The sequence below is a fragment of the Bacillus sp. z60-11 genome, assembly GCF_046464135.1.
GTDB classification, from domain to species: domain Bacteria; phylum Bacillota; class Bacilli; order Bacillales; family Bacillaceae; genus Bacillus; species Bacillus sonorensis_A.
Genome location: NZ_JBIYSN010000005.1, coordinates 134,014 through 156,437, shown reverse-complemented (window position 1 = coordinate 156,437; position 22,424 = coordinate 134,014). Strand labels below are relative to the sequence as shown.

General features: G+C 49.1%; 22 protein-coding genes. 19 read left to right on the top strand and 3 right to left on the bottom strand.

Annotation, left to right across the window (positions count from 1 at the left end; genetic code table 11):
• Positions 1 to 8: 8 nt before the first annotated feature.
• The 12 genes from ACINLD_RS15425 to ACINLD_RS15370 all read left to right on the top strand — a co-directional run bounded on the left by ACINLD_RS15425 (position 9) and on the right by ACINLD_RS15370 (position 12,415).
• Positions 9 to 1,157: a glycosyltransferase family 4 protein gene (locus ACINLD_RS15425; protein ID WP_077736108.1), complete on the top strand. Its 1,149-nt coding sequence runs from the start codon at positions 9 to 11 to the stop codon at positions 1,155 to 1,157.
• Positions 1,154 to 1,996, top strand: a complete 843-nt coding sequence (locus ACINLD_RS15420; protein WP_077736109.1) for a glycosyltransferase family 2 protein — start codon at positions 1,154 to 1,156, stop codon at positions 1,994 to 1,996. Before ACINLD_RS15425 ends, ACINLD_RS15420 begins: the two co-directional genes overlap by 4 nt.
• Positions 1,989 to 3,149, top strand: a complete 1,161-nt coding sequence (locus tag ACINLD_RS15415; protein WP_077736110.1) for a glycosyltransferase family 1 protein — start codon at positions 1,989 to 1,991, stop codon at positions 3,147 to 3,149. Before ACINLD_RS15420 ends, ACINLD_RS15415 begins: the two co-directional genes overlap by 8 nt.
• A 3-nt stretch (positions 3,150 to 3,152) precedes the next feature.
• Positions 3,153 to 4,256: an EpsG family protein gene (locus ACINLD_RS15410; RefSeq protein WP_026588849.1), complete on the top strand. Its 1,104-nt coding sequence runs from the start codon at positions 3,153 to 3,155 to the stop codon at positions 4,254 to 4,256.
• Positions 4,257 to 4,324: 68 nt separating this feature from the next.
• Positions 4,325 to 5,356: a glycosyltransferase gene (locus ACINLD_RS15405; protein WP_026588848.1), complete on the top strand. Its 1,032-nt coding sequence runs from the start codon at positions 4,325 to 4,327 to the stop codon at positions 5,354 to 5,356.
• Positions 5,357 to 5,367: 11 nt separating this feature from the next.
• On the top strand, positions 5,368 to 6,447 hold the full coding sequence (locus ACINLD_RS15400; RefSeq protein ID WP_077736111.1) for a polysaccharide pyruvyl transferase family protein: 1,080 nt from the start codon (positions 5,368 to 5,370) through the stop codon (positions 6,445 to 6,447).
• Positions 6,444 to 7,463, top strand: a complete 1,020-nt coding sequence (locus ACINLD_RS15395) for a glycosyltransferase (protein WP_026588846.1) — start codon at positions 6,444 to 6,446, stop codon at positions 7,461 to 7,463. The genes ACINLD_RS15400 and ACINLD_RS15395 overlap by 4 nt, the downstream gene beginning before the upstream one ends.
• Entirely contained in the window at positions 7,460 to 9,016 is a 1,557-nt protein-coding gene (locus ACINLD_RS15390; RefSeq protein WP_236251198.1) for an MATE family efflux transporter, read from the top strand. The genes ACINLD_RS15395 and ACINLD_RS15390 overlap by 4 nt, the downstream gene beginning before the upstream one ends.
• A 19-nt stretch (positions 9,017 to 9,035) precedes the next feature.
• A complete protein-coding gene (locus ACINLD_RS15385; protein ID WP_077736112.1) occupies positions 9,036 to 9,638 on the top strand; it encodes a sugar transferase in 603 nt (200 codons plus the stop codon).
• The gene (locus tag ACINLD_RS15380) at positions 9,638 to 10,273 is read left to right on the top strand and encodes an acetyltransferase (protein ID WP_026588843.1); all 636 of its coding nucleotides are present in this window, start codon (positions 9,638 to 9,640) and stop codon (positions 10,271 to 10,273) included. Before ACINLD_RS15385 ends, ACINLD_RS15380 begins: the two co-directional genes overlap by 1 nt.
• Positions 10,274 to 10,287: 14 nt before the next feature.
• On the top strand, positions 10,288 to 11,433 hold the full coding sequence (locus ACINLD_RS15375) for a DegT/DnrJ/EryC1/StrS family aminotransferase (RefSeq protein ID WP_026588842.1): 1,146 nt from the start codon (positions 10,288 to 10,290) through the stop codon (positions 11,431 to 11,433).
• A gap of 10 nt (positions 11,434 to 11,443) precedes the next feature.
• On the top strand, positions 11,444 to 12,415 hold the full coding sequence (locus ACINLD_RS15370; RefSeq protein WP_410207058.1) for a polysaccharide pyruvyl transferase family protein: 972 nt from the start codon (positions 11,444 to 11,446) through the stop codon (positions 12,413 to 12,415).
• Between the two features lie 16 nt (positions 12,416 to 12,431).
• On the opposite strand, the gene yvfG is transcribed toward ACINLD_RS15370, so the two are convergent.
• Positions 12,432 to 12,647, bottom strand: coding sequence for a protein YvfG (gene yvfG, locus ACINLD_RS15365; protein WP_026588840.1), 216 nt, complete (start codon positions 12,645 to 12,647; stop codon positions 12,432 to 12,434).
• A 74-nt stretch (positions 12,648 to 12,721) separates the two neighbouring features.
• On the opposite strand from yvfG, the gene rpoN reads away from it, so the two are divergent.
• Positions 12,722 to 14,014 carry an RNA polymerase factor sigma-54 gene (gene rpoN, locus ACINLD_RS15360; protein WP_256860325.1) on the top strand — a complete coding sequence of 431 codons (1,293 nt, stop codon included), beginning with the start codon at positions 12,722 to 12,724 and terminating at the stop codon, positions 14,012 to 14,014.
• A gap of 30 nt (positions 14,015 to 14,044) precedes the next feature.
• Here the strand turns inward: rpoN and ACINLD_RS15355 are convergent, their stop codons facing one another.
• Positions 14,045 to 15,733, bottom strand: coding sequence for an L-lactate permease (locus ACINLD_RS15355; protein ID WP_026588838.1), 1,689 nt, complete (start codon positions 15,731 to 15,733; stop codon positions 14,045 to 14,047).
• A gap of 191 nt (positions 15,734 to 15,924) precedes the next feature.
• Between ACINLD_RS15355 and ACINLD_RS15350 the strand changes: the two genes are divergently transcribed.
• The 4 genes from ACINLD_RS15350 to ACINLD_RS15335 all read left to right on the top strand — a co-directional run bounded on the left by ACINLD_RS15350 (position 15,925) and on the right by ACINLD_RS15335 (position 19,727).
• Entirely contained in the window at positions 15,925 to 16,665 is a 741-nt protein-coding gene (locus ACINLD_RS15350) for a FadR/GntR family transcriptional regulator (RefSeq protein WP_026588837.1), read from the top strand.
• Positions 16,666 to 16,822: 157 nt separating this feature from the next.
• Complete coding sequence (locus ACINLD_RS15345; protein ID WP_077736115.1) at positions 16,823 to 17,539, top strand: (Fe-S)-binding protein; 717 nt, start codon at positions 16,823 to 16,825, stop codon at positions 17,537 to 17,539.
• 41 nt (positions 17,540 to 17,580) lie between these two features.
• The gene (locus ACINLD_RS15340; RefSeq protein WP_026588835.1) at positions 17,581 to 19,008 is read left to right on the top strand and encodes a LutB/LldF family L-lactate oxidation iron-sulfur protein; all 1,428 of its coding nucleotides are present in this window, start codon (positions 17,581 to 17,583) and stop codon (positions 19,006 to 19,008) included.
• On the top strand, positions 19,005 to 19,727 hold the full coding sequence (locus ACINLD_RS15335; RefSeq protein WP_077736116.1) for a lactate utilization protein C: 723 nt from the start codon (positions 19,005 to 19,007) through the stop codon (positions 19,725 to 19,727). Before ACINLD_RS15340 ends, ACINLD_RS15335 begins: the two co-directional genes overlap by 4 nt.
• Before the next feature lie 340 nt (positions 19,728 to 20,067).
• On the opposite strand, the gene ACINLD_RS15330 is transcribed toward ACINLD_RS15335, so the two are convergent.
• On the bottom strand, positions 20,068 to 20,181 hold the full coding sequence (locus ACINLD_RS15330; protein WP_372708937.1) for a CocE/NonD family hydrolase C-terminal non-catalytic domain-containing protein: 114 nt from the start codon (positions 20,179 to 20,181) through the stop codon (positions 20,068 to 20,070).
• 565 nt (positions 20,182 to 20,746) lie between these two features.
• Between ACINLD_RS15330 and ACINLD_RS15325 the strand changes: the two genes are divergently transcribed.
• Together ACINLD_RS15325 and ACINLD_RS15320 are read left to right on the top strand one after the other, a co-directional pair.
• Positions 20,747 to 21,436 carry an ABC transporter permease gene (locus ACINLD_RS15325; RefSeq protein ID WP_142246080.1) on the top strand — a complete coding sequence of 230 codons (690 nt, stop codon included), beginning with the start codon at positions 20,747 to 20,749 and terminating at the stop codon, positions 21,434 to 21,436.
• Positions 21,436 to 22,368: an ABC transporter ATP-binding protein gene (locus tag ACINLD_RS15320; RefSeq protein ID WP_026588831.1), complete on the top strand. Its 933-nt coding sequence runs from the start codon at positions 21,436 to 21,438 to the stop codon at positions 22,366 to 22,368. The genes ACINLD_RS15325 and ACINLD_RS15320 overlap by 1 nt, the downstream gene beginning before the upstream one ends.
• Positions 22,369 to 22,424 lie beyond the last annotated feature (56 nt).

Below are 22,424 nucleotides of genomic sequence, written 5' to 3'. Positions count from 1 at the left end.
ACATGATCATGCCAAGAACGGTTTTGTTTTGCGCGACGGTTGACTACCACTTTAAAGCCTTTCACCTGCCATATTTAAAATGGTTTAAGGAACAGGGCTGGAACGTTCATGTAGCGGCAAAAGGGGAGATGACCCTTCCCTATGTCGACAAAAAATACGATATCGATATCAAGCGCTCTCCGCTTCAAGCGAGCAATTTGGCGGCCTATCGCGATCTCTCGCGGATCATAGATGAGAATGGCTACACTATCGTCCACTGCCACACGCCGATGGGAGGGGTGCTGGCCAGGCTTGCCGCCCGAAAGCAGAGAAAAACAGGAACAAAAGTGATCTATACGGCACATGGTTTTCATTTTTGCCAAGGTGCGCCTTTCAAAAATTGGCTGCTGTATTATCCGATTGAAAAAACGCTGTCTCGTTTGACCGATTGCCTGATAACGATCAATGAAGAAGATTTCCGCCTTGCGAAAGGTTTGTGTAAAACGATGCGCACGGAAAAAATCCACGGCATCGGAGTCGATACGAACCGTTTTCATCCTGTCGATGAAAAAGAAAAAATGCTGCTCAGAAGGAAACATGGATTCAATGAAGATGACTTTATCCTCATTTATCCGGCGGAGCTGAACACGAATAAAAATCAGGCGCTGCTCATCGAAACGGCAGCATGTTTAAAAGACAGGGCACCGAACCTGAAGCTCGTTTTTGCAGGCAAAGGGCAGATGGAAGAAAAGTACCGCAATCTGGCGGAACAAAAAGGCGTCGCTTCCACCGTCATATTTGCGGGCTTTCAAAAGGAGATTCACGAATGGATTCAGCTTGCAGATGTATCTGTCGCATCAAGCATCAGGGAGGGCCTCGGCATGAATCTGCTCGAAGGAATGGCCGCTGGAAAACCAGCCGTTGCAGCGGATAACCGCGGGCACCGGGAAGTCATTCAGGAGAGTGTCAACGGTTTTCTGATTCCGCAAGGAGATGCCGGAACGTTCAGCGACAGAATCTTGCAGCTTTATCGTTTGCCTGCACTGCGAAAACAGATGGGTGAGGCGGGAAGAAGGACGGCCGCCGCATATTCGGAGCAGCGTACGCTCAAAGAGATGGCCGGCATTTATTCTTCCTTCATGGAAAACGAAGCAGCTGAAAGGAGGCAGAAAGGATGACGGACGGACAAAAGCCGAAAGTTTCTGTCATTATGGGAGTCTATAATTGTGAAGACACGCTTGCCGAAAGCATTGAGTCCATTTTGGACCAAACCTATAAAAATTGGGAACTGATTATTTGCGATGATGCTTCAACAGACCGGACTTATGAGATCGCGAGGACATACGCCGAGCATTACAGCGGTAAAATCAAACTGATCAGAAATGAGAAAAACAAGCGGCTGGCGGCGTCGTTAAACCATTGCCTCAAGTATGCGGAAGGAACATATATCGCGCGCCAGGACGGCGATGACATTTCTTTGCCGAGGCGATTTGAAAAACAGGTTGCGTTTTTAGAATCCCAGTCCCATTATCAGGTCGTCGGAAGCGGGATGATCGCTTTTGATGAAGAGGGTGTGAGAGGCGTCAGAATGATGCCGTCCTCTCCGGGACCAAGAATCATGGCGAAGGGGACCCCGTTTTGCCACGCGACGATCATGATGCGCACGGAAGCTTACCAGGCTCTTGAAGGATACCGTGTAGGCCGGCGAACAAGGAGAATGGAAGATATCGATCTTTGGCTCCGCTTTTTTGAAGCGGGCTTTCGGGGCTACAATCTTCAGGAAGCTTTGTACAAAGTAAGGGAAGACGAATCGGCGTTTAAAAGGAGAAAGCTCAGCTATTCCATCGATAATGCCTGTATTGTCTTGACGGCGTGCAGACGGCTGAAACTGCCGCTTTCGGACTATGTATATGTATTGAAACCGATCATCAGGGGGCTCATGCCACCTTTTGTCATGAACAAATATCATAAAAAAAGATTGATGAATGAAGGCGGAGGGGTCGTAAAACATGAGTGACGGAAGCGCGAGACCAAAAAGGGTGCTTCACATCGTCAGCGGAATGAACCGAGGCGGTGCGGAGACGATGATTATGAACATGTACCGCCATACAGACCGGCGCCATGTTCAATTTGATTTTATTTCCCACCGGGAGGAAACGTGTGACTATGATCCTGAGATCATCCGCCGCGGCGGCCGCGTCTTCTATGTGCCGAGCATCGGCCAATCCGGTCTGATGTCCTATATCAAAAACGTCAGGGACATTTTAATAGAAAAAGGCCCGTATTCGGCCGTGCACGCCCACACGGATTTTCAGACGGGCTTCGCCGCTTTGGCGGCAAAGCTTGCCGGTGTTCCCGTCCGGATCTGCCATTCTCATAATACGGCCTGGAAGCCGAATCCCCGGCTGTGGGATACGGTTCAACTTCACATATTCCGCCGCCTGATCCTCTCTTATTCTACGGCTCTATGCGCCTGCGGCCGCGATGCCGGCCGGTTTTTGTTCGGCGGAAAAAAGATGAGGAACAAAGCGGTTCATCTTTTGCAAAACGGGATTGACCTTGACCGTTTCAGAGAAACGAACAGCCTTGCAAAAGCGGAGATCAAAAGAAGATTCGGCATTCGGGAAAACACAATGGTCATCGGACATGTCGGCCGGTTTTTCGAGCAGAAAAACCACGCGTTTCTGCTTGATCTCACAGCATATTTGAAGAACTCGGGCATCTCCTTTCAAGCGGTTTTCGCGGGAGACGGCCCGCTGCGCCCGCAAATAGAAGAAAAAGCGGCCCGTCTCGGTTTGGAAGGCGATATTCATTTTCTCGGGGTTGTCGAAGACATTCCGGCGCTCATGCAGACGTTTGACGTTTTCGTCATGCCTTCTTTATTTGAAGGGCTGCCGCTCGTTCTCGTAGAAGCGCAGGCTTCAGGTCTTCCTTGCGTTGTGTCCGACAACATTACGGAGGAGACGGATTTGGGCCTCGGTTTGTTGCAGAGGGTGAGCCTTGAAACGGGTTTTGAGCGGTGGACGGAAGAAATCGTTCGCGCGGTGCAGACGGAAAAGCCGCGCTGGCCGGATATTCAGCACAGCTTGACGGAAAGAGGCTATGACGCGAAGGCCAACTTAATGAGACTGATGAATATCTATTCGATCCCCGCTCAAGAAGGACAGTAAATCATGGCTGTTTATATGTTGAATTTGGGGGTCGTTTTTATCTGGTCATGGTTTGCGAAAATGTACGGCAGAGAAGATCACAGACTCGCGACAGGCTATCGGCCGAATGCGATTCTTGCCATCATCCCGCTTATGTCATTGATCATTGTTGCCGGATTAAGATACAAGGTCGGGACGGATTACCAAACGTATATGCTGCTTTATGAATTGGCAGGCAAATACAAGAGCATAGGGGAGATCTTCGGATTCGGCGCCGCCAAAGCGTCGACAGATCCCGGATTTACAGCGCTTTTATGGATCTTGAATAAGATCACGGACGACCCGCAGATCATGTTTGTCACTGTGGGCGCGATCACCTACATTTTGATCGTCCGGACGCTTTATGTATACGCACGGCCGTTTGAACTGGGCATGTTTTTATTCATCGGCATGTTTTACTACTATGCCTCATTTAATGGCATCCGCCAGTATATGGTCGCAGCCGTTCTGTTTTGGGCGGTCAAATATCTGATCAGGGGAAACTGGCTCCGCTATACCATGATCGTGCTGATCTGCTCGCTCTTTCATTCTTCGGCATTGATCATGATTCCGGTCTATTTCATTGTCAGAAGAAAAGCGTGGTCGCCTGTTCTCGGCTGTCTGACTCTTCTGTTTTTGGCGGGGACTTTTTTATATCAAAAATTTCTTTCCGTATTCCTCGTCGTTCTGGAAAACAGCTCCTACGGACACTATGAAGAGTGGCTGATGAGAAACACAAACGGGATGAACGCGATTAAAATCATCGTTCTTCTTCTCCCGCTCGTGCTCGCTTTCATCTGCAGGGAGCAGCTGCGAAAGCACTGGCCTGAGATCGATTATATCGTCAACCTTTGTCTGATCGGATTATTGTTCGGGATTTTGGCGACAAAGGATGTCATTTTTGCGAGGTTCAACATTTACTTTGGCCTTTATCAGCTGATTCTCGTTCCATATTTTGTGCGGATTTTTGAGCCGAAATCGAATGCGCTTCTTTATGTTTTGATTTTGATCTGTTATTTCTTATACAGTTTTATGCTCATGCCGTTCGATTCTTCGGTGCTCCCGTACAGAACGATCTTTGAACGGTGAGCGATAGTAGATCAGGCCGGGCGGATTGATTCCGTCTTGTGAAAAATGTCGACAAAGGAGTAATCATATTGGAAAATCCAGCAGTTAGTCTACTGGTCGCAGTATATAATACAGAAGCTTTTTTGCCGAATTGTTTACAATCGCTGGTCAGCCAGACCTTAAAAAACATTGAAATCATTATCGTCAATGACGGTTCGACGGATGGAAGCCAGAAGATTATCGACCACTTTGCCAAAAAAGACAGCCGCATCAAAACGATCGTTCAGGAAAATCAAGGCCTCGGCGCTGTCCGGAATAAAGGCATTGAAGCGGCAGCAGGGGAGTACTTGGCTTTCATCGATTCGGATGACTGGATTGAAGCGGACTATTGCCGGTCCATGTATGAAAAAGCACAAGCCGAAGACGCCGATCTCGTCATCTGCGATTACGCGGTAGACATTCAGGATACGGAGAAAACGGTCTATCCCGAAATCGCCAAAACATACGCAGGAAAGCCGAAGGATGCCTTCATCAAAGATCTCCTGAGGGGGAAAGTGAGCGGTTTTTCCTGGAATAAACTTTACAGACGGAGGCTGATTGAACAGCATCAGCTCGTTTTTCCGCTTCGGGACGAACTTGAAAATATCGAAGATCAATATTTCAGCTTTAGATGCCTGCTCTATGCGAATGCTGCGGTGTTTGTGGAACAGCCGCTTTATCATTACAGGGTTCACCTGTCTTCGATTGTCCAAAAGTATCAGGCGGGGCTGTTTGACGACGGGCTTGCCCTTTATGAAGCCAACATGGATTGCCTGACAAAGCGCGGGGAGCTCCCGGCTTTAAAGGAGGAACTGCAGGTCTTTCTCATCAACCACGGCTGCAACAGCATTTTGAATGAAGTCAAGAGCAGAAACAAAAGCCCTTCGGCTGAGAAATATAAAAACATCCGCCGTATTTGTACGTGTCCCGAATTCAGAGGGAAAATACCAGCCGTCGATTTGACGGCTTTTGATTCAAAGAAAAAGCTGCTTCTTTTGCTGGTTCGCTGGCGGCTGATTCCGGCCGTGTATGGATTCGCAGCAATCTATCAGAAAATGATCGAGTACAGAATGAAAAAATAGGCGGTGAGGACATGACCTTTCAGGAATGGAAAATCAATCTCGCGGAGTGGCTTCTGCTGAAGGTGAAATATCCTTCGGAATATATGATGGGAACGCCGGGGTTAAAGCGGTTTGAGCAATACAAAGGCAAGAAGAAAATCATTCTGACTTTAATTCCTTCCCATGATAATTTGGGCGATCATGCCATTGCCCTGGCAAGCAGGACATTCGTAGAAAACGAGTTTGCCGATTTTGAAGTCATTGAGATTGGCATCAATGAGATTTATAAACACGCCAAAGCGCTGAGGCGCATCCGTCATCCCGAGGATATGGTGTTCATCATCGGCGGCGGCAATATGGGCGATTTATACAGACATGAGGAATGGACAAGGCGCTTCATCATGAAGAAGTTTAAGCATTATAAAATCGTTCAGCTGCCGGCCACTGCCCATTTTTCTGAAACGCCTTACGGTCAAAGGGAATTGAAGAGGGCGAAAAAGATCTATAATGCCCATCCGCGCCTCCTGATGATGGCGCGCGATCAGACAACCTATCAATTTATGAAACGGCATTTTTCAAAGCAAACGATTTTGAAGCAGCCCGATATGGTGCTCTATTTAAAAAAAGAGCAGCAAACTGAACGGGACGGTGTATTCGTTTGTTTGCGGGAAGATAAGGAGAGCTTTCTCAAACCGGAAGAGCGGAAAACGCTCCTTTCGGCTGTTCGCGACGAGTATGGGGAGGCTAAAACGTTTACGACGACGATCGGCAAACGGGTCAGCCGCGTCTCGCGCGAAAAGGAGCTCAATCAGCTTTGGAATCGGCTGAGAGGCGCAGAGGTAGTCGTCACAGACCGGCTCCACGGCATGATCTTTTGCGCGATTACAGGAACTCCTTGTGTTGTGATCCGTTCGTTTGACCATAAGGTTGTTGAAGGGTTCCGCTGGCTGCAACATGTTCCGTTCATGAAGCTTGTGGAGAATCCGAACACAGGGGAGGTCCTCCGCGCGATTGAAGAATTGATCAAAAACGATTCATCGTATCAAGAACCACCGTCAAGGGACCATTATTTTATCAATCTAAGACAAAAAATCATAGGTGATATCAAATGAGGCCATATGTCAGTATCATTGTTCCAATGTACAATGTCGAAGATTATATCGAAGAATGTGTCAATTCATTGCTCAGACAGACGCTGAAGAATATTGAAATCATCCTCGTCGATGACGGATCTCCCGATAGATCGGGTGAGATCGCGAGACGATATTGCGGACAGGACGCCAGAGTCAAAGTGATCCACAAAAAGAACGGGGGGCTCAGTTCAGCAAGAAATGCGGGTCTCCAGGCGGCGACGGGTGACTATGTCGGGTTTGTCGACGGAGATGACTATGTCGCGGCGGAGATGTTTGAAAACATGTACGCGGCCGCCAAGGAAGATGATCTTGATATCGTGATGTGCGGTTATCATAAATGCTACGGCAAGGAGCAAGCCTATTTTCCGCCTTCATTGCCGGCAGGACGCCTGCTTTTAAGCTGGGATATTAAACGCGCGCTGAAAAAGGCGCACGAAACCCAGTTTATCTGGTATGTGTGGCGGAATCTGTACAAGCGCCGCATGCTGAAAGAAAACGAGCTGTATTTTTATGAAGATATTCGCTTTGCAGAAGATTCGCCGTTTAATCTTTATGCTTTTTATGCCGCCAAACGGGTGAAGGCGATCGATGAAGGCTATTACATGTACAGATCGAATCCGCAAAGCCTGACGGAGATCCCTTATAAACCGTATATGGATGAAAGCCTGAAAAGGCAATTTCGGGCGAAAAAGAGGTTTTACGAGACTTTTGAGCTGCTGGATGAATGTGCTGACGATCTGCAAACATACATGTGCAAGCACCAGATTCCGATGCTTCTGGCCAATGCCTGCGCCGAACCGAAGCCTTCAAAGCAGGTGAGGCGTCATATTAAAGACATCCTCTCTTATCGGATGGTGCAGTCATGTATCAAATCAACGTCCATTCGCAATGAAAAGCTCTTAATCGGTCAACGTCTCGTCTTGCTGTTGTGCAAGCTGAACGTTCCGTTCCTGCTCGAACTGTTTTTTAAACGAAATCTGCCCAGTAAGGGATGAGCCTTTTGAATAAGACCTTTTTCTTGAATCTCGGCGCCAATATGGCGTACTTTGTGTTATCCGTGCTGTTTTCAATGTGGCTGACTCCGTTTGTGATCAAAAACCTCGGGGTGGAGGCATTCGGTTTCGTTAATTTAACGCAAAATATGATCAATTATTTTTCGATTATCACGGTCGCCCTGAGCGCGGTCGTTGTCCGCTTTTTTTCGATTCATGCCCACAGGGGGGCGCTCGCTGAAGCGCGGGGCTATATGAATACTTACATTGTGTCATCGCTAGTCCTTGCCCTTGTCTTGCTTGTGCCGCTCTCCGGAACAGTGTTTTTTGTCGACAAGATCATCCGCGTGCCCGCCAGCCTCCTGGGAGATGTGCAAATCGCCCTGTTGATCGGCAGCATGCTATTTTTACTCACCTTTTTCATGTCGGGGTTTGCCGCCGGGCCGTTCTTCGCCAATAAAATCTATATCACGAGCTCGATCCAGGCCGTCCAAATGCTCATCCGCGTTGTGAGCGTACTGTGCATTTTCTCATGGTTTGCGCCGAAAATCTGGCACATTCAGCTTGCGACTCTGATCGCTGCAGTCTCGGCGTCCATTTTATCGATTCTGTTTTTTAAAAAATTAATTCCGTGGTATAGGTTTCGCGTCAAGGATATGTCGCTGAAAAAATGCAAGAAGCTGCTGCAGGCTGGGGGATGGAGCTCTGTCAGCCAGATCGGTGTGCTGCTTTTTCTGCAAATCGACTTGATGGTCGCCAATGTTATGCTGGGCGTTTCAGCGTCCGGGATGTATGCGGCGATCATACAGTTTCCGCTGTTAATACGGACGATGTCAGGCACGCTCGCCGCCGTTTTTTCACCGACGATTACGCTTTATTATTCAAAAGGCGACAAAAAAGGGCTTGTCCGCTACGCCAATCAGGCCGTCAGGTTTAACGGAATTCTGCTCGCTTTGCCGGCGGCGCTCTTGGGCGGGCTTGCCGGTCCGTTTCTTACGCTTTGGCTCGGCCCTTCATTCGAGCATTTAAAATGGCTGTTATTGATACATGCCGGATACTTGGTTGTTTCATTAAGCCCGGCGCCGCTTTTTTACATTTTCACAGCTTACAACAAGCTGAAAACGCCGGCTTTGACAACGGTCGCCTTCGGAGGCTGCAACTTGCTCTTGGCTATTGTTTTGAGCGGTCCTGCAGGCCTTGGGCTTTACGGGATTGCAATTTCCGGAGCTGTTGCCTTAATGCTGAAAAACGTTGTCTTCACGCCGATTTACGCATCGATCATCACAGGCGAGAGAAAACGGGTTTTCTATAGAGGGATTTACGCGCCGCTTGCCGGAGCTTCCTTTACATTGGGCGTGCTGTTTGCCATGCAGTTCTTTTTTTCGATCGACAGCCTGCTTTCCCTGATCATGACGGCGCTTGCGGCATCCGGAGCGTATGTGTTGTTTGCCTATTTTGTCATGTGTACGAAAGAAGAACGCCATGCCTTGTCAGCCAAGCTGCAGGCATTTCGGGCTTCGGCATCGATCCCTTTTCAGAAGGGATTTTTTAAATAAACGAAAGGGGTGCGGTTTCATGAAAGCGAAACGTTTTTTCGATCTTGTATGCGCGGTCATTTTGCTGATTGCTCTCAGTCCGGCCATGCTTTTCACAGCTTGTCTCATCAGGTGGAAAATCGGCTCGCCTGTCTTATTTCGCCAAACCCGTCCGGGACTGAACGGCGAACCTTTTACATTATATAAGTTCAGGACGATGACTGATGAAAGGGATGAAGCGGGAAACCTGCTCAGCGACGAAATCCGGCTGACAAAAACGGGCAGGCTGATCAGAAAAACGAGCCTGGATGAACTGCCGCAGCTGATCAATGTCATCAAAGGCGATCTCAGTCTTGTCGGGCCCCGTCCGCTTTTGATGGAGTATATTCCCCTTTATACAAAAAGGCAGTGGAGACGGCACGAAGTCAGACCGGGCATCACAGGCTGGGCGCAAATCAACGGCAGAAACAAAGTGACATGGGAAGAAAAATTTGAGCTCGATGTCTGGTATGTGGATCACCGGTCTTTTTTGCTTGATCTGAAAATCCTTTTGTTGACCGTCGGCAAAGTGCTGAGATCTGAAGGCGTCAGCCAGGACCGCCATGTGACGGCGGAAAAATTCACAGGAAGAAGGAATGCCTGATGCAAGCAATCGTGATTATCGGAGCCGGCGGCCACGGAAAGGTCATCAAGGACATCGTTGAAGAGTGTCCGGATCTGTCGCTTGCCGGCATTCTCGATGACCGGTTCGAGTCGCTTGCTCGTAAAAACGGCTTGTATTATGGATCTGCACATGCGACAGGCGAGATGCTGCGCTTCTTTCCGGATGCGAAATTTATCATAGCTGTCGGCAGAAATGAAGTGAGAAAAAAGCTATTTGAAAGCCTCGGCCTTCCGCTGGAGCGGTATGCGGTGCTCGTTCACCCGTCTGCTGTCATCAGCAGCTCGGCCCGAATTGAAAACGGAACGGTTGTGATGGCGAAAAGCGTCATCCAAGCTGACGCCCATATCGGGATGCACAGCATTATCAATACCGGTGCGATCGTCGAACATGACAATCGAATTGGCGACTATGTCCACCTTTCACCGGGAACGATTTTGACCGGAGGCGTAACCGTTATGGATGAGGCGCATGTCGGAGCGGGAACGGTCGTCATTCCTGGAAAAAGGCTCGGGCGGAGAAGCGTGACGGGAGCCGGCGCTGCGGTGATTGACGATATTCCTGATGATTCAACAGCAGTCGGTGTTCCTGCAAGAGCAATCAAATCACAGTTGTAAAAAGGGTGAAAAATATGAGTCAGAACAAGCGAATTTATTTATCGCCGCCGCATATGGGCGGGGAAGAAGAGCGCTATGTCGCCGAAGCGTTTCGGACAAACTGGATCGCGCCGCTTGGCCCCCTCGTCGATCAATTTGAAGAAAAACTTGCCGCTTATGCGGGTACGGCCGGGGCTGCAGCGGTCAGCTCGGGTACGGCCGCGATTCACCTTGCGCTCAAGTTATTGGGAGTCGGAAAGGGCGATACCGTATTTTGTTCTTCTTTTACATTTGTCGCCAGCGCCAACCCGATTTTGTATGAGCAGGCCGAGCCGGTGTTTATCGATTCCGAAAGAGACACATGGAACATGTCGCCTATAGCGCTGGAGCGCGCCCTTGATGAGGCGGAGCGTACGAGAAATCTTCCGAAAGCCGTCATCGTTGTCAATCTATACGGTCAGAGCGCCAAAATGGACGAAATCATCGCCATTTGCGACAAATATGCGGTGCCCGTCATTGAAGATGCGGCAGAATCCCTCGGATCAGAGTATCAAGGAAGAAAGAGCGGAACATTTGGCCGCTTTGGCATATACTCGTTCAACGGCAATAAGATCATCACGACCTCGGGCGGCGGGATGCTTGTCAGCGATGACGAAGACGCTTTGGCAAAAGCGCGCTTTTTAGCTACTCAGGCCCGGGAGAAGGCGATCCATTACCAGCATGAAAAAGCGGGCTACAATTACCGGATGAGCAATGTGCTTGCCGGAATCGGCATCGCCCAGCTCGCCGTATTGGATGACAGAGTGAACGCCAGACGCGCCGTTTTCAAGCGCTATCAGGAGGCGCTCTCTGAGATGGACGGTGTAGACTTCATGCCTGAGCTCGGCATGTCAAACCGCTGGCTGACGACATTGACATTTGATGAAAAGAAAATTCAAACATCACCAGCGGAGCTCATCGAACAGCTGGCCGCTGAAAATATTGAAGCGCGCCCGTTATGGAAACCGCTGCACCAACAGCCGCTTTTTCATGGCGCTTCCTATTATCCGCATGATGAAAGCGAATCTGTCAGCGACGATTTATTCCGCAGAGGGCTTTGTCTGCCGTCAGGCTCAAATCTGACACATGAGGAACAAGACCGGATCATTCAGCTTCTGATCGACCGGATCAAATACAAATGAGGTGCTAATCATGGCGATTACATATTCCATGGACAGCTTGAAAGATAAGCTGGCCGACATTTTGGATGTCATTCCGAGGCACTCGGAAGTCGTTTATTTGGACTACCCGCTTTACGGGAATGTTGGCGACTTATTGATCATGAAAGGAACGGAAGCTTTTTTTCAAGCATACGGGATTCAGGTTCGCGAAAGATGGAACGCAGAAAACTTCGCCTGCGGCCGTAAAATTCCCAAGCATGCGATCATTGTCTGCCAAGGCGGCGGCAACTTCGGCGATTTGTACCCCCACTTTCAGCAATTCAGGGAGCGGGTTATCGAGCACTATCCGGACAACCGGATCGTGATTCTGCCGCAGTCTATTTATTACGAAAAGGAAGAAAACATCAAACGGACGCGGGACATTTTAACACCGCATCCCGACCTCCACTTATTCGCCAGGGAAACGGCGTCATTCCAATTTGCGGCTGAGCACTTCGGCATCAAGAATCTCAGAATGATGCCGGATATGGCCCATCAGCTCTGGCCGATCGCCCCTTCTGAAAAGCCGTCGGCATCTGTGCTGTGGTTGATCAGAACGGATAAAGAAGCAAACAGCAGCTTACAAACGGCGGGAGAGCCTGACACGTATGACTGGAACGTGATTTTATCAGACCGTGACAAGCGGGGGATCAAACGGCTGCAAACATTAAATATTCTCAACAAAAAAGCGGGCAATCCGCTGCCGATTGCTTCTTATTGGAGACGCTATTCCGACAGCCTCGTCAGCAAATCGGTCCGTTTTTTCAGCCGCTATGAATCAGTCATCACATCAAGGCTGCACGGCCATATTTTATCGTGCCTCCTGGACAAGCAAAACGTCGTCATCGACAACTCTTACGGGAAAAACGCGAACTATTACAATACATGGATGAAACACATCCCGAACACAGAGCTGATTCAGAAAAACGAATCGGAAATAGAAAAGCCGCCTGTTCATGTGTAACAGACGGCTTTCCCCATTATGCTTCTCCGCGCTTTACCTTGTTATAGGCTTCATCCAAATGCTGAATCCGTTTTAAGACAACGGCGTTTTTTGTCAGCTGATCCTGCACAAGTGTTGAAACGACCGAGCGGTAATAGCTGTTCATCGCATGGATCTTATCCTCATTCGGGTTCATTTCAATATGGGTTTTAAAGTTTTCGATAAAATACGGTACTGAAAAAAGTTCTGTCAATGAAAACACTCCTTTTTATGTCTATACGGTACGGAACCGATCGTGTAAACTATAAGTGGGAGGGGGAGAAGATGATGAAATTGCATGTACAGCAGCAGCAAACGGTAAAACTTCATTTGACACAGGGGCTTACACAAGCCATTCAATTGCTGCAGTATTCCTCGGCTGAACTAAACAGCCGGCTTGATGAGCTCTCACTGGAAAACCCTCTTATCGAACGGAAAGACACCGATATTCCCCGATCATTTTACCATAAAACCAATCACCAATTACAACGAGACTCCGGGACGGCGCATGAGGATTTGCAAGGCGCGTTAAAGCGGCAGGCGCTCGACTTGCAATTGTCAGACCGGGAAAAGCGCATTTTCGGCTACTTGGTTGAATCGCTTGATTCAAACGGGTATGTCAATGAACAGCTTACCTTTATCGCCTCCGCCCTGTCTGTGCCCGGAGAGGAAGTGGAAACCGTTCTGGCGAAGCTGCAGACACTTGAACCGGCCGGAGTCGGAGCGCGTTCTTTAAAGGAATGCATTCTCATTCAATTAAGGCGCCTCCCAAGGCAGACGGCGGATGCTGAGAACGTCATTTCCGGCTATTTCGAACTTTTTGCCAAAAAGGCATGGAAGGAGCTTTCCGCGAGAACGGGCCTTTCCCTTTCACAGCTTCAGGATATTCAGGATCTTGTCGCAGAACTGTCTCCGAGGCCCGGTTTGCTTTACGAAGCTGAGGAGCGGAACGTCTATATTGAGCCTGATGTGATCATTTACATTCAGGACGGAGCATTGAGTTTGGAGCTCAGCAGCCGCTCGTTTCCGGACATCCAGCTTAATTCATTTTACGAGCCAATGCTCAAAGCACGGACCAATGATGATACAGCCGCTTTTTTATCAGACAAATACAGTCAGTGGAAATGGCTTGATCATGCCCTCAGGCAAAGAAGGGAAACGATGAAAAGGGTGATGGGGGAGATCCTCGTTCGTCAAAAAGATTATTTTCTCAAAGGGAAAGAAAAGATACAGCCCTTGACATTAAAGGATGTCGCCGATGTCCTCGGCATTCATGAATCCACGGTGAGCCGGGCGGTGAAAGGGAAATTTGTGCAGACACCGTATGAGCTCTGTGAACTGAAACGGTTTTTTTCGGCAAAAGTGAAGGATGTCTCAGACGGCCATACGTCAAGCCATACGGTCAAAGTGCAGCTCCGTCGTCTGATCGAAGAGGAAAATAAAATGAAACCGCTTTCTGACCAAAAGCTGGCTGACCTGCTCAAAGAACAGCACGGCATCGTCATCTCCCGGCGAACGGTCGCCAAATACAGAGATCAGCTCAACATCTTGCCTTCATCCGTGAGAAAACGCTATGAATAGAGGCCGTCCGGCAATGCCGGCGGCCTTTTTTTACGGGATCATCCAGGAAAACAGATGATGCTGCAAAAATGTGATGATACAGACAAGGAACAAGAGAAATAAGCTGTGCTTCAATGTAAAGCGGAGCAGATCGGATTCTTTTCCCGCGAGTCCGACAGCCGCGCAGGCAACCGCAATCGATTGCGGGGATATCATTTTTCCGGTGACACCTCCTGAGGAATTGGCCGCCACCGCCAGGACGGGCTCCATTCCGACCGATGTTGCGGTGACTTTTTGCAGACTGCCAAACAACAGGTTCGCTGAAGTATCCGAGCCTGTGATGAAGACCCCGAGCCAGCCGAGCACGGGAGAGAAAAACGAAAACATCGCACCCGTCATCGCCAGTGACATGCCGAGCGTTGTGCTCATCCCGGAAGAATTGGTGACATAGGCGAAGCCCACGACGGAAGCGATCGTCAAAACGGGCTTGCCAAGCTCTGTCAGCGTTTCGGCAAACACCTGCCCCCAGTCTTTCCAGGTGATTGCAAGCACAAACTTTGCCAGCACGGCCGCAAGCAGAATCGCCGTACCCGCCGATCCGAGCAGTTCAAGTTTAAAAAGAGCCTCAATCGGCTCTCCAGATGAGCCGATGATTTGATTGTGCAGGAAAGGCACACCTGGTGCGAATGACAGCCGTCCGCCGATTTCATTTAAAAGCAGCAGCACTGGATTTGCCCCTTGATAATGCCCGACGAGCGCCTGCTTCACGGAAGGAATCCCCCAAAGGGAAACCATGGCGGTCAACAATAAAAACGGTGTCCATGCCTTGAAAATTTGCCCCGGTGAATAGGCAGCCGCCTGATCTCTTGACTGCGATTCTGCGGCAGCCGCCGCTTCCTTCTCGTGCGGAAATTTGAATGGCGTTTTCGGCTTCCAAAACTTTAAGAACACGGCAAGGGCGATAAGCGAAACGATCGCCGACAAAATATCCGGGAGCTCCGGTCCCAGGAAGTTTGAGCTGAGATATTGGGTTACCGCAAACGAAATGCCCGACACGAAAATCGCCGGCAGCACTTCAAAAGATCTGCGAAATCCGCTCATGATCACGATCAAATAAAACGGAATAAAAACAGATAAAAACGGAAGCTGGCGCCCGACCATTTTTGAAATGTCCATCGCCGGAATGCCGGTCGGACCCTCCACCGCAATAATCGGTATGCCAATCGCGCCGAAGGCCACAGGCGCCGTATTGGCGATTAAACAGAGGCCTGCCGCATATAAAGGATTGAAACCGAGACCTGCTAGCAGTGCCGCCGAAATGGCGACCGGCGCTCCAAAACCTGCCGCCCCTTCTAAAAACGCGCCGAATGAAAACGCTATCAAAAGTGCTTGCAAACGACGGTCATCTGTAATCGAGAGCACCGAGTGCCGAATGATTTCAAATTGCCCGCTTTTAACGGTCAGCTTGTACAAAAAAACAGATGTGATGATGATCCAGCCGATCGGCAAAAGTCCATAAACTGCGCCCTGTGACGCCGACATGACCGCTTTCTCCGCAGGCATGCCGTAAACGAAAACGGCCAGCGCCAATGCGATCAGCAAGGTCGTCAAGCCGGCCATATGCCCCTTCATTCGTTTGACGGCCAAAGCCCAGAAAAAATACAAAATCGGGATAAGCGCCGCAAGTGAAGACAGCAGCAAACTGTTTCCCAAGGGTGTATACTCTTGTGTCCATCCCATTTTTATTCCCCCTTTGTTTTAGTCATCTGATGACATGATGACAAGACCAATCATTTAGCATTATATTTCTGAATCTTCAAAATTACAATCTTTTTTTTTGCATGGCGCCCAAGCTATATGTTCCGGACGCAAAGAACGGTATAATAAGAAAAATGACGCATCATGCCCAGTCTGTCTACGAGGTGAAGAAATTGAAATACAAGCAAATCAAGACGAAAAAAATATACGAAGAAGTGGCGGAAGCCCTTCTTGAATCGATCAAAAACGGGGAGCTCCAGCCGGGTGATCAGCTAGATTCCGTTCAGTCGCTCGCCGACAGCTTTCAAGTCAGCCGTTCGGCCGTCAGGGAAGCGCTGTCAGCCTTAAAAGCGATGGGAATGGTAGAGATGAGACAGGGGGAAGGCACCTATGTGAAAAGGTTTGAACCTGAACAGATTTCGATCCCTCTTTCTGCCGCACTGCTGATGAAAAAGAAGGATGTCGCAGAGCTTCTTGAAGTCCGCAAAATTCTGGAAATCGGCGTTGTTTCCGGTGCGGCGCAAAAACGCACGGAAGAGGATCTGGAAAATATGCGCACGGCGCTCGAGGATATGAAGCTGGCCGACGGCAACGACGAACTCGGCGAAAAAGCGGATTTTGCCTTTCATTTGGCGCTTGCCGGTGCATCGCAAAACGATCTCCTGAAAGGCTTGATGAATCATGTATCATCCCTTTTGATCGAAACGATGAGAGAAACGCGCAAAATCTGGCTGTTTTCCAAAAAAACATCTGTAAAGCGCCTTTATGAAGAGCACGAGGCTATCTACGAAGCCGTAAAAGAAAAGGACGGCGAAAAAGCGGAACAGGCAATGCTCAACCATCTGACAAACGTCGAAAAGGTGCTCTCCGCCTACTTTGAAGAAACAAAACAGGCCGACGAATCAGGTATTTGAAAGCAGGCGGAAGCCTGCTTTTCATGGATAGGCCCTCTATGATAACGAATAAGAAACCCCTTTCAAAAAATGTTCACAAGTTGTAAGATGAAGAAAGAGGGTTTTTTACCCAAGTCATCAGATGACCTGATAAATGAGGTCTGGAGAGGGGATCAAGATGAAAGTTTCACTGTTTATCACGTGTTTGGTTGACATGTTTCAGACGAATGTCGGAAAAGCAACCGTTGAACTGCTGGAGCGGCTCGGGTGTGAAGTCGATTTTCCTGAAGGGCAGATCTGCTGCGGGCAGCCGGCTTACAACAGCGGCTATGTCAAAGACTCCAAAAAAGCGATGAGGCGGATGATTGAAACGTTTGGTGATGCTGAATATGTCGTCAGCCCTTCGGGATCATGCGCTTTCATGTTTAAGGAATATCCGCACCTGTTCCAGGATGAGCCTCTATGGGCGGAAAAGGCGCAGCGGCTTGCTGATAAAACGTATGAGCTGACAGATTTTATCGTCAATGTTTTGAAAATCAACGACGTGGGGGCGAGATTAGAGAAAAAGGCGACTTATCACACATCATGCCATATGACAAGGCTTTTGGGCGTTAAGGACGCGCCGATGAAGCTGTTACAGAATGTGAAAGGGCTTGAATTTACGCCGCTGCCGCGCCAACATGACTGCTGCGGATTTGGCGGTACTTTTTCGGTGAAAATGTCGCAAATATCAGAGCAGATGGTTGATGAAAAAGTGGCTTGTGTCGAAGATGCGGGTGCGGAGGTGTTGATCGGGGCCGACTGCGGCTGTCTGATGAATATCGGAGGGCGGATCGGCAGAAAGAATAAGCCGATCGAAGTCATGCACATTGCAGAGGTTTTAAACAGCAGATAACAGATATCCGGTCATTTCACAGATAGAGGGGGACATTGGTCATGGCAATGAAGATCGGAACGGAAACATTTAAAGAACGCGTATCAGATGGGCTTGATAATACGTTTATGAGGGGGGCCGTCTCAAGCGCCCAGGAACGGTTAAGAGCACGGCGGCTTGAGGCGGCAGAAGAGCTCGGAAACTGGGAAGAATGGCGGTCGCTTGCCGAAGAAATCAGGCAGCACGTGCTGGAAAACCTAGACTATTATCTTGAGCAGCTCGCCGACAACGTCGCCAAAAAAGGCGGACACGTTTTCTTTGCCGAGACGGCCGAGGAAGCGACAGGCTACATCCGCGAAGTCGTGAAAAAGAAAAACGGCAAAAAAATCGTCAAGTCAAAATCGATGGTCACGGAAGAAATCAATATGAATGAAGCGCTTGAAAGCGAAGGCTGCGAAGTGGTGGAAACCGATTTGGGAGAGTACATCCTTCAGATTGACGACCATGATCCACCGTCCCATATCGTTGCACCTGCGCTCCATAAAAATAAAGAGCAGATCCGCGATGTCTTTAAAGAGCGGATCGACTACCGCAAAACGGAAAAGCCTGAGGAGCTTGTCATGCACGCGCGGGCCGTTCTCAGAAAAAAATTCCTGGAGGCGGACATCGGCATCACGGGCTGCAATTTTGCGATTGCCGATACAGGGTCTGTCAGCCTTGTCACAAACGAAGGGAACGGACGCCTCGTGACGACCATTCCGAAAACGCAGATCACCGTGATGGGGATGGAGCGAATCGTCCCGTCATTTGACGAGTTTGAAGTGCTTGTCGGAATGCTGACGAGAAGCGCGGTCGGTCAAAGGCTGACAAGCTATATCACAGCATTGACGGGGCCGAAGCTGCCGGACGAAGCGGACGGGCCGGAGGAATTCCACCTCGTGATCGTCGACAACGGGCGTTCGAAAATTCTCGGGACCGACTTTCAATCCGTTCTCCAATGCATCCGCTGTGCGGCCTGCATCAATGTCTGCCCGGTCTACCGCCATGTCGGCGGACATTCCTACGGCTCGATTTATTCCGGGCCGATCGGAGCGGTGCTCTCCCCGCTTCTCGGCGGATACGACGATTACAAAGAACTTCCTTATGCATCATCATTATGTGCGGCCTGCTCTGAAGCCTGTCCTGTCAAAATTCCGCTTCATGAGCTGCTGTTAAAGCACCGGCAGCGGATCGTCGAAAAAGAAGGGCGCGCACCGATTTCCGAAAAGCTGGCGATGAAAGCGTTCGGTCTCGGAACATCGACGCCATCGCTTTATAAAATGGGCTCAAAATGGGCGCCGGCGGCGATGAAGCCGTTTCAAGAAGGCGAAAACATTACGAAGGGTCCGGGACCGCTGAAGCAATGGACGCAAATCCGCGACTTTCCTGCGCCGAACCGATCCAGGTTCCGCGACTGGTTCCAGGACAGACAGAAGGGGGAAGACAGATGACAAACGGAACGATTCAAAACAAGGACAGCTTTTTAAACCGGATTGCGGAACGGCTAGGCCGCAGCAGGCGGACAGCCGGCGTCTCTGTCCCCGATTACGCACATCAGCCGCAGCACCGTGTGTATCAAGGCTTTACACAGGATCAGCTTCTCGGCGTCTTAAAGGAGCATTGCCGGAAGATTCATACGGAACTGCTTGAAACAGATACTCTCGGCCTGTATGAGGCCCTTTATGATCAAGCATCACGATTCGGAGGCGGCCCTGTGATTGTTCCGAAAGACGAGCGTTTTCAAGAATACGGACTGTCAAGCCTTTTAACAGACAGATGGCCGAATGAAGGCACACAAGTATGGGAGTGGAATGCGGCAGCCGGCAGAGAAAATATTCTGCGGGCGGAACAGGCGAACATCGGCATTACATTCAGCGAGGTCACGCTTGCGGAATCCGGAACAGTCGTCCTTTTCAGCTCGAAAGATAAAGGACGCTCGGTGAGCCTCCTGCCAACGACATACATTGCGATCGTTCCAAAGAGCTCGATCGTCCCGAGGATGACACAGGCAAGCCGGATGATCAAACACATGATCACAGACGGCAAAGTCACACCGTCATGCATCAACTATGTGACGGGACCGAGCAACTCAGCCGATATTGAAATGGACCTTGTTGTCGGTGTCCATGGTCCGGTGAAAGCCGCATATATCGTGGTAACCGACCGCTAGAAACATACCTTCAGAGCATATCAGCCTCTGAAGGTATTTACATCAGGTCAGTTTCTAGGGAATCACAGGGAGAATAATGGCAGACGGGTGCTGCTTGTCATGCAAAATGGTTTGCAATGCTGTTTGAGCATCATCTCTTTGCCCGGCGCCGATATCAAACCCGGTATTGGGATTTCGATCCCAACGTGGAAAATGGCTGCTTGTAACATCCAAGCGGAGTTAAATACATTGCTTGTGGACCACAGATCGATTTCATCGAGATACCCTTTTCCCGGTTTGATCAGGCTGGGCTTTTCTCCTTCCGAGACATTCCGAAATCGGGCCCGAATGATTCCGTCTGTCAAATTGTATGCCGAGCATCTGGATGCACATCAATTAAGCGGACGACAAAATCAGTATCCGGTGTACTCGATGCAGCCCAGGGCCTGACTTTTACCGGACCCGTCACCTCCATGTTTTCTTCGAGAATAGGTGAGCTGTACACCAGTACATCTTGCCGCTCTTCAATGTCTCTTTGCTCAAAGGCTCCGCTTGTAAAAATCCGGCGGCATCATGATGGCTCCTCTTTTGTAGGAACAGGTTGTAATGGATCGTAGAGAAAACGATCAGGTGTTTCCCGTTCAGGAGGAGTGATACTGCGTGTTCCATCTCCATGACAGGTGTTCGCATGACCGCCGCTGTGCAGATAATATGCCGTAACTTCGCGTTTCCAAGTAAATGTCCACAAAAAACCTCATTTCAATGCCCCTTCCCGCATCAAAAAGATCGCTCCAGGAAAATGCCGGAGCGGCTGCTTTAAACGGTTTTGAATTGTGCTCCATTCCCGCCATTGCGTAAATGCGTAATTAGACGAACCTTCCGATCCGCCCGCTTCTGTAAGGAACTTATATACACCTTCCAGCCTGGGGGAAAGTCAAGCTGTAACCGTTTTTCGAACGATTTAAGGTAATGTTAAGGATCAGATTATTTTCCGATAATGTTCGCTTACTATAATGGAGGGAGTGAAGGAGTGACCCGTCTTGTGGACAATTTGTCTGAATGAATGTAAAAGTCTTTTTAAAAGTGTAAAATCGCTCATTATGATCGTACTGATTTTTTGGGTAAGCTATAAAGTTGCCGACCTCATAAAAAGCGCGCCGACCGAGGCTGTTCGGGAAATGGGCCTTGGTGAAAACCCCTACGAAGCCGGAATCTCGGTTATCGTCTTTTTGTTTGGTTTTCTGCTGGTTTCGGGATTGTCCCATGACATGATCAGCCGGGAAGTCCATTCGCGGACGATCAGATTTCTTGTGACCAAAACCTCACACAGCAAAATTATTTTGGGGAAATTTTTGGGTGTCTTATTGTTTTGGTTTCTTTGCATCACGGTATCTTTCATATTGGTGATGATGGTTTCCAAATCTTTTTTGGGGCTGGGGGCTGTTGAATGCATGGCGTTTCTTGCAGCTGCAATCGCTTTAAATCTGCTGTTTTCCGTCATCTTTTCCAAGCCTGGCATGACCATGTTTTTCGCGGTTGTCTTTTCCCTGCTTTTCCCGGCCGTCAGCTATTGGGCGATCAATTCTCAAAACGCGATGATCAGCTGGTTTCAATATGTGACACCCTATTATTATTCCGATCTTGGGGGCTGCTTCAGCCTGATCAACTTAGTTTACGCCGCCGTGGCTTTGTCCGGGGCCATCGTGATCTTGAAAAGGAGAGACCTATAATGAATGTGGTGATCGAGGCAAACGGACTGACGAAAAGCTACGGGGCGAAAACGGTCGTCAACAAGGTCGATCTGCAAGTGGAAAAAGGCGAGATTTACGGATTTCTAGGCCGCAATGGCGCGGGGAAATCGACATTTATGAATATGATCACCGGCATCACTCAGCCGTCTGCGGGAAGCTTTCGATTATTAAACGAATCTTCGCTTGAAAAAGTGAAGCACCGGATTGGCGTGCTGCCGGACTATTCCATGTTTTATGATTCGCTGACAGCGGTCGGCCACTTGAAATATTTCGCCAAGCTCAACGGATGCAGGGCATCAACAAAGCGGTGCGAAACCGTTTTGGAAAGGGTTGGTCTCTTGGAAGACGGGTATAAAAAAGCGGGCCGTTTTTCATTCGGCATGAAGAAAAAGCTAGGCATTGCCCAGGCTATAATTCATGATCCTGAGCTGATCTTTTTGGATGAACCGACCTCCGGTGTTGATGCCGAATCGGCTCTCTATATACATAAACTACTTATCGATCTGCAAAAAGAGGGAAAAACGATATTCATGACTTCTCATAATCTTTATGAGATCGAGAAAATGTGTACAAGAATCGCAATTATGAAGAACGGAAGCATTTTAAAAGAAGGTACGATTGATGAGTTACGGAAACACTTCATGTCGAACATTTCCGTTCAGATTCGCCATTCGGATATTCCTGATCAGCATTTCGGTCTGATCAACGGCTTCCTCGAATCAGCCGGGGAACAGCTTGAATACCGCGGTCGTGAAATCTCGATTATCGTAAATTCGGAGGAAAAAATTCCGGCTATCGTCAGAGTATTGACCAACTGCAAGGTGGGCATTTACAGAATTCATGTCGATGAACCGTCGCTTGAAGAGATTTTTTTGGATGACACTGAGAAGAGCAGTGTGTCGTCGATATGAATTTAAAAAGACCCTGAAGTGTTTTTCAGGGTCTTTTTGATGTCGTATCCGTTGAT

Coding starts and splice junctions, on each gene's coding strand:
- ACINLD_RS15370 (WP_410207058.1), top strand. CDS start 11,444: ATGGCGATTACATATTCCATGGACAGCTTGAAAGATAAGCTGGCCGAC.
- ACINLD_RS15320 (WP_026588831.1), top strand. CDS start 21,436: ATGAATGTGGTGATCGAGGCAAACGGACTGACGAAAAGCTACGGGGCG.
- ACINLD_RS15425 (WP_077736108.1), top strand. CDS start 9: ATGCCAAGAACGGTTTTGTTTTGCGCGACGGTTGACTACCACTTTAAA.
- ACINLD_RS15420 (WP_077736109.1), top strand. CDS start 1,154: ATGACGGACGGACAAAAGCCGAAAGTTTCTGTCATTATGGGAGTCTAT.
- ACINLD_RS15355 (WP_026588838.1), bottom strand. CDS start 15,733: ATGGGATGGACACAAGAGTATACACCCTTGGGAAACAGTTTGCTGCTG.
- ACINLD_RS15335 (WP_077736116.1), top strand. CDS start 19,005: ATGACAAACGGAACGATTCAAAACAAGGACAGCTTTTTAAACCGGATT.
- ACINLD_RS15380 (WP_026588843.1), top strand. CDS start 9,638: ATGCAAGCAATCGTGATTATCGGAGCCGGCGGCCACGGAAAGGTCATC.
- ACINLD_RS15340 (WP_026588835.1), top strand. CDS start 17,581: ATGGCAATGAAGATCGGAACGGAAACATTTAAAGAACGCGTATCAGAT.
- rpoN (WP_256860325.1), top strand. CDS start 12,722: ATGAAATTGCATGTACAGCAGCAGCAAACGGTAAAACTTCATTTGACA.
- ACINLD_RS15390 (WP_236251198.1), top strand. CDS start 7,460: ATGAGCCTTTTGAATAAGACCTTTTTCTTGAATCTCGGCGCCAATATG.
- ACINLD_RS15345 (WP_077736115.1), top strand. CDS start 16,823: ATGAAAGTTTCACTGTTTATCACGTGTTTGGTTGACATGTTTCAGACG.
- ACINLD_RS15385 (WP_077736112.1), top strand. CDS start 9,036: ATGAAAGCGAAACGTTTTTTCGATCTTGTATGCGCGGTCATTTTGCTG.
- ACINLD_RS15395 (WP_026588846.1), top strand. CDS start 6,444: ATGAGGCCATATGTCAGTATCATTGTTCCAATGTACAATGTCGAAGAT.
- ACINLD_RS15330 (WP_372708937.1), bottom strand. CDS start 20,181: ATGGAGGTGACGGGTCCGGTAAAAGTCAGGCCCTGGGCTGCATCGAGT.
- ACINLD_RS15415 (WP_077736110.1), top strand. CDS start 1,989: ATGAGTGACGGAAGCGCGAGACCAAAAAGGGTGCTTCACATCGTCAGC.
- ACINLD_RS15410 (WP_026588849.1), top strand. CDS start 3,153: ATGGCTGTTTATATGTTGAATTTGGGGGTCGTTTTTATCTGGTCATGG.
- ACINLD_RS15375 (WP_026588842.1), top strand. CDS start 10,288: ATGAGTCAGAACAAGCGAATTTATTTATCGCCGCCGCATATGGGCGGG.
- ACINLD_RS15400 (WP_077736111.1), top strand. CDS start 5,368: ATGACCTTTCAGGAATGGAAAATCAATCTCGCGGAGTGGCTTCTGCTG.